At 50.8% G+C, this 13877-nt stretch carries 10 protein-coding genes; all 10 read left to right on the top strand.

Annotation, left to right across the window (positions count from 1 at the left end; all coding sequences use genetic code 11):
* The first annotated feature begins 52 nt into the window (after positions 1–52).
* The 10 genes from rpoB to rplW all read left to right on the top strand — a co-directional run bounded on the left by rpoB (position 53) and on the right by rplW (position 13876).
* A complete protein-coding gene (rpoB, locus tag BLR44_RS21660) occupies positions 53–3931 on the top strand; it encodes a DNA-directed RNA polymerase subunit beta (RefSeq protein WP_089686084.1) in 3879 nt (1292 codons plus the stop codon).
* Between the two features lie 66 nt (positions 3932–3997).
* A complete protein-coding gene (gene rpoC / locus BLR44_RS21655) occupies positions 3998–8326 on the top strand; it encodes a DNA-directed RNA polymerase subunit beta' (protein WP_089686082.1) in 4329 nt (1442 codons plus the stop codon).
* 87 nt (positions 8327–8413) lie between these two features.
* Positions 8414–8743: a DUF3467 domain-containing protein gene (locus BLR44_RS21650; protein WP_089686080.1), complete on the top strand. Its 330-nt coding sequence runs from the start codon at positions 8414–8416 to the stop codon at positions 8741–8743.
* 95 nt (positions 8744–8838) lie between these two features.
* Entirely contained in the window at positions 8839–9249 is a 411-nt protein-coding gene (gene rpsL / locus BLR44_RS21645; protein WP_089686078.1) for a 30S ribosomal protein S12, read from the top strand.
* A gap of 13 nt (positions 9250–9262) precedes the next feature.
* Positions 9263–9730: a 30S ribosomal protein S7 gene (rpsG, locus tag BLR44_RS21640; RefSeq protein WP_089686076.1), complete on the top strand. Its 468-nt coding sequence runs from the start codon at positions 9263–9265 to the stop codon at positions 9728–9730.
* A 3-nt stretch (positions 9731–9733) separates the two neighbouring features.
* Positions 9734–11836 (top strand): elongation factor G, encoded by a 2103-nt coding sequence (gene fusA / locus BLR44_RS21635; protein ID WP_089686075.1) that lies wholly within the window; start codon positions 9734–9736, stop codon positions 11834–11836.
* 8 nt (positions 11837–11844) lie between these two features.
* Positions 11845–12150, top strand: coding sequence for a 30S ribosomal protein S10 (gene rpsJ / locus BLR44_RS21630; RefSeq protein ID WP_089686073.1), 306 nt, complete (start codon positions 11845–11847; stop codon positions 12148–12150).
* Between the two features lie 185 nt (positions 12151–12335).
* Positions 12336–12953, top strand: coding sequence for a 50S ribosomal protein L3 (rplC, locus tag BLR44_RS21625; RefSeq protein WP_089686071.1), 618 nt, complete (start codon positions 12336–12338; stop codon positions 12951–12953).
* On the top strand, positions 12953–13582 hold the full coding sequence (gene rplD / locus BLR44_RS21620; protein WP_089686069.1) for a 50S ribosomal protein L4: 630 nt from the start codon (positions 12953–12955) through the stop codon (positions 13580–13582). The genes rplC and rplD overlap by 1 nt, the downstream gene beginning before the upstream one ends.
* Positions 13583–13585: 3 nt before the next feature.
* Entirely contained in the window at positions 13586–13876 is a 291-nt protein-coding gene (rplW, locus tag BLR44_RS21615) for a 50S ribosomal protein L23 (RefSeq protein WP_089686067.1), read from the top strand.
* Position 13877: the final 1 nt, after the last annotated feature.

The raw sequence follows: 13877 nt of genomic DNA, 5'->3' as shown, positions 1-13877 counted from the left end.
CTGTCTGGAAGCGTGTCTTCTGAATAATTTGTCTACCTATCTCTGAATTTCGATGTCAGCTAATTCTTCATATCCCACCCCGAGAAAAAGCTTTGCGTCTATCCGGAACATCATCGATTACCCGGACTTCCTAGATGTACAGCTCCAGTCTTTTAAGGATTTCTTTCAGCTTGATACAGCCGCCGAGAAGAAGACCCAGGAGGGCTTGTATAAAGTCTTCGCTGAGAATTTTCCGATTACTGACTCTCGAGAAAACTTTGTTCTTGAGTTTATTGACTACACCATCGATCCTCCCAAATATTCGGTAGATGAGTGTATTGATCGGGGGCTTACCTATGCTGTACCCTTGAAGGCAAAGTTGCGCTTGCTGTGTAACGATGCTGACAATGAGGATTTTGAAACGATCGAGCAGGAAGTGTTTTTGGGCAACATCCCTTACATGACCTCGCGCGGTTCATTCATTATTAATGGTGCTGAGCGTGTTATTGTCTCGCAGTTGCACCGTTCGCCGGGGGTGTTCTTTGCGCAAAGCAAACACACCAACGGCACCAAGCTGTATTCGGCACGGATCATTCCGTTCAAAGGCTCATGGATTGAATTTGCGACGGACGTGAATAACGTCATGTACGCGTACATCGACCGGAAGAAGAAATTCCCGGTGACGACGTTGTTGCGGGCGATCGGTTACGGTACCGACAAAGACATCCTGGACCTTTTCAATCTTTCAGAGGAAATCGAAGCCAATGGTGAGAACCTGAAAGACGTGGTAGGACGTAAGCTGGCGGCTCGTGTTCTTCGCACCTGGACAGAAGACTTTGTGGACGAAGACACCGGTGAGGTGGTGTCGATCGACCGGAACGAGGTGTTGTTGGAGCGTGATTCCGTACTGGAAGCAGAGGACGTAGAAACGATTCTGGATTCGGGCACGAAGTCGATCATCCTGCACCGCGCGGACATCAACATTGCCGACTACACGATCATCTACAATACGCTTCAGAAAGATAACTCTAACTCAGAGAAAGAAGCGGTAGAGCAGATCTATCGTCAGCTCCGTAACACGGAAGCACCTGACGAGCAGACGGCACGCGATATCATTCAGAACCTGTTCTTCTCGGACAAACGTTACGATCTGGGTGAAGTGGGTCGCTACCGGATCAACAAAAAGCTGGGGCTGGAAATTGAAGCTGATACCCGCGTTTTAACGACGCAGGACATCATCGAGATTGTGAAATACCTCATCGGGTTGATCAACTCGAAGGCGGTTGTTGATGATATTGACCACCTGAGCAACCGTCGTGTACGGACAGTAGGGGAGCAACTCTATAGTCAGTTCGGTGTCGGGTTGGCACGTATGGCACGGACCATCAAGGAACGGATGAACGTACGTGATAACGAAGATTTCAAACCCGTTGACCTGATTAACGCACGAACGCTTTCGTCGGTCATCAACTCGTTCTTTGGTACCAACCAGTTATCGCAGTTCATGGACCAGACCAACCCACTGGCTGAGATTACGCACAAGCGTCGTCTGTCAGCTTTGGGACCAGGTGGTCTGTCGCGCGAGCGTGCTGGTTTCGAGGTACGTGACGTACACTACACGCACTACGGACGTCTGTGCACCATCGAAACGCCGGAAGGTCCGAACATCGGACTAATTTCCTCGCTGTGTGTGCACGCCAAAATCAACCATATGGGCTTCATCGAGACGCCTTACCGGTACGTGGAAGATGGTGTCGTACGGCTGGACAAGAACGTCGCTTACCTAACGGCAGAAGAAGAAGATAAGCACAACATCGCGCAGGCCAACGCGCCCATCGATGATAAAGGGAATTACCTGCGCGAGCAGATCAAAGCCCGTTACGAAGGTGACTTCCCGCTGGTAGGTCCTAAGGACTTGACTTACATGGACGTAGCACCGAACCAGATTGTGTCGGTTGCAGCCTCATTGATTCCCTTCTTGGAGCACGATGATGCCAACCGCGCCCTGATGGGATCGAACATGCAACGCCAAGCCGTGCCGCTACTTCGTCCGGAATCTCCCATTGTGGGAACGGGCTTGGAAGGCCGCGTAGCACGCGATTCGCGTACGTTGGTACTGGCAGAAGAAGATGGTGTGGTTGAGTTTGTCGATGCACGCAAAATTGTGTTGCGCTATGACCTGACGGACGATCAGAAACTGGTGGATTTCGATAACGAAACCCGTACGTATAATCTAATCAAGTTCCGCCGCACGAACCAAGATACCTGCATCAACCTGCGTCCGATTGTGAAACGTGGGCAGCGGGTGAAAAAAGGAGAAATCCTGTGCGAAGGCTACGCAACCCAAAAAGGAGAACTGGCCCTGGGTCGGAACCTGAAAGTGGCCTTCATGCCGTGGCAGGGTTACAACTACGAGGATGCCATCGTGATCTCGGAACGCGTCGTGCGCGACGACATCTTTACTTCCTTACACATTGAGGAGTTCGAACTCGAAGTGCGAGATACCAAGCGTGGTGAAGAAGAACTGACTTCGGAAATTCCGAACGTTAGTGAAGAAGCGGTACGCAACCTGGACGACAACGGAATCATCCGCATCGGTTCAGAAGTAAAAGAAGGCGACATCCTGATCGGTAAGATTACTCCGAAAGGAGAGACTGATCCAACCCCTGAAGAAAAACTGCTGCGCGCCATCTTCGGCGACAAAGCGGGAGATGTGAAAGACGCTTCGATGAAAGCACCGCCGTCTTTGCGCGGCGTGGTCATCGACACCAAGCTGTTCTCTCGTCCTAAGAAAGACAAGGACCTGCGTGCGAAAGCGAAGAAGGAAGTTGAGGTACTGAAGAGCAAGTACAGCAAAGACCTGATCGATCTCCGCAAAGTAATGGTGCACAAACTGGCCACTTTGCTGGAAGGCAAATCAAGCCAGGGCGTAAAACATAAATTTGGTGATGAACTAATCTCTAAGGGTGTGAAGTTCTCAGAACGGGTGATCGGCGAAAACCTGTTTGCTGAGAAGAACCCGTACCGAGACGAAAGCAACTACAACGTTCCCGAAGAGGTCAACCTGATTGCCGACGTAATTCTCGACAACTGGACCGACGACGAGCGGGTTAACCATCTGGTAGGAGAAATTGTTAGAAATTACAACAATCGTCGGAACGAGATCACAGGTCGCTTCAAACGGGAGCGTTTTACCCTAGAAGTTGGTGACGAACTGCCGGCGGGAATCGTCAGCATGGCCAAAGTCTACATCGCCAAGAAGCGGAAGCTGAAAGTAGGGGATAAGATGGCCGGTCGCCACGGAAACAAAGGGGTCGTTGCGAAAATTGTTCGTGAAGAAGACATGCCTTTCCTGGAAGACGGCACTCCGGTTGATATTGTCCTGAACCCATTGGGGGTACCTTCCCGGATGAACCTCGGGCAGATTTACGAGACCGTACTGGGTTGGGCTGGTTTGAAGCTCGGCAAAAAGTACGCTACGCCGATTTTCGACGGAGCTACTGAAGAGGAAGTCGCTCACGAACTGAAGCAAGCCGGTTTGCCCGATTTGGGACGTGCGTATCTGTACGATGGTTTGAGTGGCGAGCGCTTCGACCAGAAAACTACCGTCGGGGTCATCTACATGCTGAAACTGGGTCACCTGGTTGACGACAAGATGCACGCCCGTTCCATTGGACCTTACTCGCTCATCACACAGCAGCCGCTGGGTGGTAAAGCACAGTTCGGTGGTCAGCGTTTCGGCGAGATGGAAGTGTGGGCACTCGAAGCCTTCGGGGCCGCTAACATCCTGCAGGAAATTCTGACGGTGAAGTCGGATGACGTAATTGGCCGTGCTAAAGCCTACGAAGCCATTGTGAAAGGCGAAAACATGCCTCGTCCGAATATCCCGGAATCGTTTAACGTACTGGTGCACGAGCTGCGAGGTTTGGCACTGGAGATTACGCTGGACTAATATTCTTTTGGAGACTGACTTCGGTCAGTCTCCATTCATCATTGAATCTATCACAACCTCGACAATATGGCATTCAGAAAAAACAAGAAGCTCAACCAGGACTTCACCAAGGTCACCATTAGCCTGGCGTCCCCGGAGTCGATTCTGGAAAGCTCGCACGGGGAGGTCACGCAGCCCGAGACCATTAACTACCGTACTTACAAGCCCGAAATGGGAGGTCTGTTTTGCGAACGGATCTTCGGGCCGGTGAAGGACTGGGAGTGCCACTGCGGAAAATACAAGCGTATCCGCTACAAAGGAATTATTTGTGATCGTTGTGGAGTCGAAGTAACTGAGAAGAAAGTACGCCGTGAGCGCATGGGCCACATCGAACTGGTGGTACCGGTGGCGCACATCTGGTACTTCCGCTCGCTGCCCAACAAGATTGGCTACTTGCTCGGCTTGCCGACGAAAAAACTGGATCAGATCATCTACTACGAGCGCTATGTGGTCGTACAGCCTGGCTTGAAGGCGGAAGATGGTATCAATTACCTCGACTTCCTGACCGAAGACGAGTACCTCGATATCATGGATAAGCTGCCGGGCGATAACCAAAAGCTGGATGATACCGATCCTAATAAATTTATTGCAAAGATGGGTGCTGAGGCCCTGGAGATGCTTCTGTCTCGTTTGGCCCTCGACCAACTTTCGTACGACCTACGCCACTCTGCCGCTAACGACACGTCGCAGCAGCGGAAAGCCGAGGCCCTGAAGCGTTTGAAAGTAGTAGAAGCGTTTCGCGATGCCCAGAACCGGATCGAGAACCGTCCGGAATGGATGGTGATCAAAATGGTGCCGGTCATTCCGCCGGAATTGCGTCCGCTGGTGCCGCTGGACGGAGGTCGTTTTGCTACCTCCGACCTGAACGATCTATATCGTCGCGTGATCATCCGGAACAACCGCCTGAAGCGTCTGATCGAAATCAAAGCGCCGGAAGTGATCTTGCGTAACGAGAAGCGCATGCTTCAGGAAGCGGTCGACTCTCTGTTCGATAACTCACGGAAAGTGAACGCTGTACGAGCTGAGGGTAACCGTGCCTTGAAATCGCTTTCAGATATGCTGAAAGGAAAGCAAGGCCGTTTCCGTCAGAACCTGCTTGGTAAGCGTGTCGACTACTCCGGTCGTTCGGTCATTGTGGTAGGTCCTGAGTTGAAACTTCACGAGTGCGGTCTGCCGAAAGACATGGCCGCCGAATTGTTCAAACCGTTCATTATCCGGAAGCTGATCGAGCGCGGTATTGTCAAGACGGTGAAGTCAGCAAAGAAAATCGTCGATCGTAAAGATCCGGTGGTGTGGGACATTCTGGAAAACGTTCTGAAAGGGCACCCTGTGCTGTTGAACCGGGCTCCTACACTCCACCGTTTGGGTATTCAGGCCTTCCAGCCTAAACTGATCGAAGGAAAAGCGATTCAGTTGCATCCGCTCGTATGTACAGCCTTCAACGCTGACTTTGACGGTGACCAAATGGCGGTACACGTGCCCCTGGGACACGAAGCCATTCTGGAAGCCTCCCTGTTGATGCTGGCATCGCACAATATCCTGAACCCTGCCAACGGCGCGCCCATCGCGGTTCCGTCGCAAGACATGGTATTGGGACTCTATTATCTGACGAAAGGACGCCGTGGTGTAGACGGACATCTGGTAGACGGAGAAGGCATGCACTTCTACGGACCGGAAGAAGTCATCATTGCGCTGAACGAAAAGCGTCTTTCCAAGCACGCTTATATTAAAGTCCGCGTCAAAGTACGTGGCGAAAAAGGACAGCTGGAAACGAAGGTCATCGAAACCGTAGCCGGCCGTGTCCTCTTCAATGAGTTTGTTCCTGAAGAAGTAGGCTTCATCGACGAGCTGCTGACCAAGAAGAAACTACAGCAAATTATCTCGACGGTCTTCAAGACCGTAGGCATGGCGAAAACGGCCAAGTTCCTGGATGACATCAAGACGATGGGCTTCCAGCTGGCCTTCAAAGGTGGGTTGTCGATTGGCCTGGGTGACGTAATGATCCCGAGTGCGAAAGAAGAACTCATCGGCGAAGCCAAATCTGAGGTAGAAGAAGTTTGGAACAACTACCTGATGGGTCTGATTACCGACAACGAACGGTACAATCAGGTCATTGACATCTGGACGCGTATCAACTCGCAAATCACGGCCACGCTGATGAATCAGCTGGAGAATGACGATCAGGGCTTCAACCCGATCTACATGATGATGCACTCGGGTGCACGTGGTTCGCGCGAACAGATCCGTCAGTTGGGTGGTATGCGGGGGCTGATGGCCAAGCCGCAGAAAAACCTGCAAGGTTCGGTGGGTGAGATTATCGAAAACCCCATTCTGTCGAACTTTAAAGAAGGGCTGGACGTAATCGAGTACTTCATTTCGACACACGGTGCGCGGAAAGGTCTGGCCGATACGGCTCTGAAAACAGCCGATGCGGGTTACCTGACCCGTCGTCTGGTGGACGTGGCACAAGACGTGGTCATCAACGAAACCGACTGCGGTACGTTGCGTGGCCTGTTGGTGAGTGCACTGAAAGACAACGAAGAAGTAGTAGAATCGCTTTCGGAGCGTATCCTGGGGCGTGTGACGGTCCACGACGTGTACGATCCCGTGTCGAACGATCTGATCATCGCTGCGGGTGGAGAGATCAACGAGGACATCGCCGCTGCGATTGAAGAAGCGGGGGTAGAATCGGTTGAGATTCGCTCGGTATTGACATGCGAAAGCCAGCGTGGTGTGTGTGCCAAATGCTACGGCCGTAACCTGGCAACCGGTAGTATGGTCCAGAAAGGCGAAGCTGTTGGCGTAATCGCCGCCCAATCAATCGGTGAGCCCGGTACGCAGCTGACACTCCGTACTTTCCACGTAGGTGGTACAGCGTCTAACATCGCGGTAGAAGCCACAATCAAGTCTAAGTTTGATGGTGTGGTGCAATTCGAAGATCTGCGTACGATTGACCTGGTCACCCGGGAGAACGACGAAGAGAAAACCGTGAAAGTCGTGATGGGTCGTTCGGGCGAACTGAAAGTAGTAGAACCGAATACCAACAAAGTGTTGGCCAGCAACATCGCTCCTTATGGCTCCTTCCTGCGCGTGAAAGACGGGCAGACGGTGAAGAAGGGGGATGAACTTTGCTACTGGGATCCGTACAACGCGGTAATTCTGTCGGAAATTGACGGAACCATCGGGTTCGAGTCGATTGAAGACGGCATCACCTTCCGTGAAGAGTATGATGAACACACTGGTCACCGGGAGAAAGTAATCGTTGACACGAAAGACAAGTCGAAGAACCCGGCCATTTCGGTGAGCCCGCGTGACGGCGACGGGAAGAGCTATAACCTGCCGGTCGGTGCGCACATTGCGGTTGACGAAGGTGACGTCATCCGGGCGGGTCAGATTCTGGCTAAGATTCCACGTGCGGTCGGTAAGACGCGTGATATCACAGGCGGTCTACCACGGGTAACGGAGTTGTTCGAAGCACGAAACCCGTCGAACCCGGCGGTTGTGAGCGAAATTGATGGTGCCGTGACGTACGGTGGTATCAAGCGGGGTAACCGTGAGATCTTCATCGAATCGAAAGATGGCGTGAAGAAGAAATACCTTGTGCCGCTGTCCAAGCACATTTTGGTGCAGGACAATGACTTTGTTCGCGCAGGGATGCCGCTTTCCGATGGTGCCATTACGCCGTCTGACATTCTGGCCATCAAAGGTCCTACTGCAGTACAGGAGTACTTGGTGAACGAAATCCAGGAAGTATACCGCCTGCAAGGGGTAAAAATCAACGACAAGCACATCGAAGCCATCGTGCGTCAGATGATGCAGAAGGTTGAAATTCTGGAGCCTGGTGATACCAGCTTCTTGCCGGGACAGACAGTCGACAAATTCACCTTCCAAGGCGAAAACGACGAAATTCTGGATAAGAAAGTCGTCGTGGAAGCCGGAGATTCGGAGAAGCTGAGAGCAGGTCAGATTGTAACGGCCCGTCAGCTGCGCGATGAGAACTCGAGCTTGCGCCGTCGTGATATGAAACTGGTAGAAGTACGCGATGCGGAACCGGCGGTTTCGCGCCCGACGCTCCAGGGGATCACACAAGCCTCGCTAGGCACCGAGAGCTTTATCTCAGCGGCTTCCTTCCAGGAAACCACGAAGGTATTGAGCGAAGCGTCGATCCGTGGCAAGAGCGATCACCTGTTAGGACTGAAAGAAAACGTAATCGTAGGCCACCTGATCCCGGCGGGAACGGGTCTGCGCGAGTACGAAAATATCATTGTCGGTTCGAAAGAAGAGTATGAGAAGCTGTCGACGTCAAACGGCGACGGAACTTCCATGCGGAGAAGACGCGAACTGCAAAGCAGATAAGCGAATGTATTGAAATGGCGGACACTACGGCCCACAGTGTGCTCGAGGTGTCCGCCATTTTTATTTGTAACCAGAGGAAAATTAGAGATGAAGGAAGAAAACGCATCCGAAGAGCAACAGAATCAAATCAATATTGAGTTGTCGGAGGAAGTGGCTGAAGGAGTGTATGCCAACCTAGCAATGATTGCGCATTCCAACAGCGAATTCATTCTGGACTTTATTCGCCTGATGCCCGGCATTCCAAAAGCGAAGGTGAAATCACGGGTGATCGTGACTCCGGAACACGCGGTCCGTTTTCTGGAAGCCTTGAAAGAAAACATCGAGCGATACGAATCCATTCATGGCCGCATCAAGCGGACTGCCCAGGCTTCACCAGAATTTCCGTTGCCTTTCGGCGGCACCATGGGGCAGGCCTAGAACTTTAATTTTATACTGATTTGTTGCTAGAGTATTTTTATTTACTTTTGCAATCCGAAAATTTTGAGGGTTAACGACTAAGCGGAAAACGATAGATGCCAACCATTCAACAATTGGTTAGAAAAGGTAGAAAACAACTAACCAGTAAATCCAAATCTCCCGCGCTGGACGCGTGCCCGCAGCGGCGCGGTGTGTGCACTCGTGTGTACACCACCACTCCTAAGAAGCCTAACTCTGCGATGCGTAAAGTAGCGCGGGTACGCCTGACTAACCAGAAAGAAGTGAACGCTTACATTCCTGGGGAAGGACACAATCTGCAAGAGCACTCGATCGTGCTGATTCGCGGGGGACGTGTCAAAGATCTGCCCGGGGTGCGTTACCACATCGTACGCGGTGCGTTGGATACGGCGGGTGTAAGTGGTCGTCTGCAAGGGCGTTCTAAATATGGTGCGAAGCGTCCAAAACCAGGACAAGCAGCCGCGCCGACTAAAGGGAAAAAGAAATAGCGTATAGATTGTCATGAGAAAGGCTAAACCAAAAAAGCGGTACGTACTGCCTGATCCTAAATACAAGGACACCCTGGTTACTAAATTCGTAAACAGCTTGATGATAGACGGCAAGAAAAGCATTGCTTATTCTATCTTCTACGATGCTTGCGATTTGGTAGAAAAGCGCACCAACGAGAACGGTCTGGAAACATGGAAAAAAGCGTTGAACAACGTGATGCCTAACGTAGAGGTACGTAGTCGTCGTGTGGGAGGTGCTACATTCCAGGTGCCTAGCGAGGTGCGTCCTGACCGGAAACAGTCATTGGGGATCAAATGGATGATTAAGTACGCACGTCTGCGGGGTGAGAAAACCATGACGGAAAAGCTGGCGGGCGAGATTGTTGCTGCGGCGAAAGGTGAAGGAGCGGCTGTTAAGAAAAAAGACGACACCCACCGAATGGCTGAAGCAAACAGAGCGTTTTCACACTTTAGATTCTAATTCATGGCACGCGATTTAAAATACACCAGGAATATAGGAATTGCTGCGCACATCGACGCAGGTAAAACGACTACGACAGAACGCATTCTGTTCTACTCTGGGGTAAGTCACAAAATCGGGGAGGTGCACGATGGTGCCGCCACGATGGACTGGATGGAGCAAGAACAGGAGCGCGGTATTACCATTACGTCTGCAGCTACTACCGTTAGCTGGCCATACAGAGGCGAGCAGTATCACCTCAATATCATTGATACGCCCGGGCACGTGGACTTTACCGTAGAGGTAAACCGTTCGCTGCGCGTATTGGATGGGCTGGTGTTCTTGTTCAGCGCGGTAGATGGGGTAGAGCCTCAGTCTGAAACCAACTGGCGTCTGGCGAATAACTACAATGTAGCCCGCATTGGTTTTGTGAACAAGATGGACCGTTCCGGCGCTGACTTCCTGGCGGTTTGCAAGCAGGTAAAAGAAATGCTCGGCAGCAACGCAGTTGCGTTGCAGCTGCCAATTGGTGCTGAAGATCACTTCCGGGGTGTGGTTGACTTGGTCAACTTCCGGGGCATTATCTGGAACGAGGAAGATATGGGCATGACGTTTACCGAGGTGCCTATTCCTGACGATATGATGGATGAAGCGACGGAGTATCGTGAAAAGCTGTTGGAAGCAGTAGCTGAGTACGACGAGTCGCTGATGGAGAAGTATTTCGAAGATCCTGAGTCGATCACCGAAGACGAGATCATGAACGCGCTTCGTCGCGCAACTATCGATATGGCCATCGTTCCTATGCTTTGTGGTTCTTCGTTTAAGAACAAGGGCGTACAAACGATGCTGGATTACGTGATGGCCTTGTGCCCTTCGCCGCTCGATCGTGAAAGCATCAAAGGAACGGATCCAGACACAGGGGCTGAAATTAAGCGTAAGCCTTCTGATAAAGAACCTTTTGCTGGTTTGGCTTTCAAAATCGCTACCGATCCTTACGTAGGTCGCCTTTGCTTCGTACGTGCTTACTCAGGAGTATTGGAGTCAGGTTCTTACATCTACAATACTCGCTCGAACAATAAGGAGCGTATCTCGCGTATCTTCCAAATGCACGCTAACAAGCAGAATCAGATTGAGCGTCTGAGTGCGGGGGATATTGCAGCGGTTGTCGGCTTTAAAGACATCAAAACGGGTGATACCTTGTGTGATCAGAGCGCTAAGATTGTGCTCGAGTCCATGGTGTTCCCTGAGCCTGTAATCGGTTATGCTATCGAGCCTAAGACGCAGGCCGATATGGATAAGTTGAGCAACGGGATCGCTAAATTGGTAGAAGAGGATCCGACTCTGCAAGTGAATACTGACCACGAAACAGGGCAAACCATCCTGCGGGGTATGGGTGAGCTTCACTTGGAAATCATCATCGATCGCTTGAAGCGTGAATTTAAAGTAGAGATCAACCAGGGGGCTCCCCAGGTGGCCTACAAAGAAGCGCTCACCAAAGCGGTTGAACACCGTGAAGTCTACAAAAAGCAAACCGGTGGTCGTGGTAAGTTCGCAGACATCGTCTTTGAACTTGGGCCACGGGAAGATGAAACCCAAGGGCTTGAGTTTAAAAACGAGATTGTCGGTGGTGTCATTCCTCGCGAATTCATTCCTGCCATCCAGAAAGGTTTCGATGAAGCGATGAAGAATGGACCGTTGGCGGGCTATCCTATCGAAGCGATGAAGGTGCGTCTTTACCACGGATCCTTCCACGATGTTGACTCTGATTCGCTCTCTTTCGAAATGGCAGCACGTTTGGGCTTTAAAGAAGCCGCTCGTCAGGCCGGACCGAAAATCATGGAACCTATCATGAATGTGGATGTGGTAACACCGGAAGAGTTTACCGGTCCTATCACAGGTGACCTGAACCGTCGTCGTGGCATCATGCGCGGTATGGATACCAAAGCGGGTGCGCAGGTAATCAAAGCGAATGTGCCCCTGTCGGAGCTTTTTGGCTACGTAACCGATCTGCGTACGATCTCTTCGGGACGTGCAACCGCTTCTCTGACTTTCTCTCACTATGAGTTTGTGCCGAACAACTTAGCAGAGGCAATCATCTCTAAAAGCAAAGGCGCGGCAGTTAATTAACGAAGACAATGAACCAGAAAATTAGAATCAAGCTTAAGTCTTACGACCATAACTTGGTCGACAAGTCTTCCGAAAAGATTGTTCGCGCCGTAAAAGCTACTGGAGCGGTAGTGAGTGGTCCTATTCCGTTGCCGACTGAAAAGTCGATCTACACCGTGCTGCGTTCGCCGCACGTGAATAAGAAGGCGCGTGAGCAATTTCAATTGTGTACTTATAAGCGCTTGGTAGATATTCATTCTTCAAGTGCAAAAACTGTAGACGCTCTGATGAAGCTTGAACTCCCCAGTGGAGTCGATGTAGAAATCAAGGTGTGATCAGTTGAAATAAAGATAGAAAGCACCAATCGTTGGGTTGGTGCTTTTTTTATTCTGAAAAATCCTCCACCGTTCAGAGATAATTTATCAGGCGCATTTGATTACTTGAGCGGTTTTCATAACTTTGCAGTCCTTTTGCGCGCAAGGTCTGCAAGCCGCGCTTTTGACTTACAAGTTACATCCCAATGTCAGGTATTATTGGTAAAAAAATCGGAATGACTAGCATCTATAGTGCCGATGGACAGAACGTCGCATGCACAGTAGTAGAAGCTGGTCCTTGTGTGGTCACGCAAGTAAAAACGCCCGAAACGGATGGCTATAAGGCTCTCCAGTTGGGGTATGGCGAAAAGAAAGAAAAGCGCGCCACTAAGGCCGCAATAGGCCACTTCAAGAAAGCAAATACCACTGCCAAACGGAAAGTGGTAGAGTTCAAATATTTTGAGCAGGAATTCAACCTGGGCGATACGATCGATGTCTCTCTTTTTGAAGTAGGCGAGTTTATCGATGCAGTAGGCACCTCAAAAGGAAAAGGCTTTCAGGGGGTTGTGAAACGTCACGGCTTCGGTGGTGTGGGTGGACAAACGCACGGTCAGCATAACCGTCAGCGTCACCCCGGATCTATTGGTGCTTGCTCGTTTCCTTCGCGTGTATTCAAGGGAATGCGCATGGCGGGTCGCATGGGCGGCCAACGGGTGAAAGTTCAGAACCTGCGCGTTCTGAAAGTGTACCCGGAGAAAAATCTGATCTTGGTGAGTGGCTCTATCCCTGGAGCTAAAAATTCATTTGTAATTCTCGAGAAATAATGGAACTGCCTGTATTAAATATAGACGGGAAGGAGACAGGCCGTACGGTAACCCTGCCCCAAGGAGTCTTCGGTATTGAGCCGAGCGAGCACGCGGTTTATCTGGACGTTAAGCAGTACCTGGCGAATCAGCGTCAAGGAACGCATAAGTCGAAAGAGCGTGCTGAGATAGCCGGCTCTACCAAGAAGATCAAGCGTCAAAAAGGAACAGGTGGTGCACGGGCAGGCAGCCTGAAGTCGCCGGTTTTTGTCGGTGGTGGACGGATTTTTGGTCCGCGTCCTCGGAACTACAGCTTCAAGCTCAATAAAAAAGTAAAAGCGCTGGCACGTCGTTCGGCGTTGGCGCAAAAAGCTTTGAGTGAAAGCATCACAGTTTTGGAAAAGCCTACGCTTGATAAACCTAGCACCAAACAGTTTGCCACTATGTTGAGCAATCTGTCGGTAGGCTCGGGCAAAACGCTCTTTATTCTCGGGGATCTCGATAAAAACTTGATTTTGTCAGGTCGTAACTTGGCAAAGAGCAAAGTTACTACGGTTAGCCACCTGAACACTTACGAGGTGATGAACGCCGATCGTATCATCTTGAGCGAAGAGGCGATTGGTAAATTCGAAGAACTTTTGAACAAGTAAGCCATGCGTAGCATTTTAATCCGACCCCTCGTTACGGAAAAGTTTACCAAGTTGAACGAAAAAGGAGTATACGGTTTTGAAGTAAATCGCGACTCTGATAAGCTTCAGATACGCCATGAGATTGAGAGCATGTACAATGTGCGTGTAAAATCTGTGCGGACCGTAAACTATCAAGGAAAGCCTAAGTCGCGTTACACCAAAGCTGGCGTGATTTCAGGGCGCACTCAAAATACCAAGCGTGCTTACGTTCAGTTGGCCGAAGGTGAATTCATCGACTTCTACGAGAATATCTAAC

It is taken from the genome of Catalinimonas alkaloidigena (assembly GCF_900100765.1).
GTDB lineage: Bacteria > Bacteroidota > Bacteroidia > Cytophagales > Flexibacteraceae > Mooreia > Mooreia alkaloidigena.
Note: the sequence above shows the minus strand (reverse complement) of the source record. Positions and strands in the feature narration are given on the sequence as shown.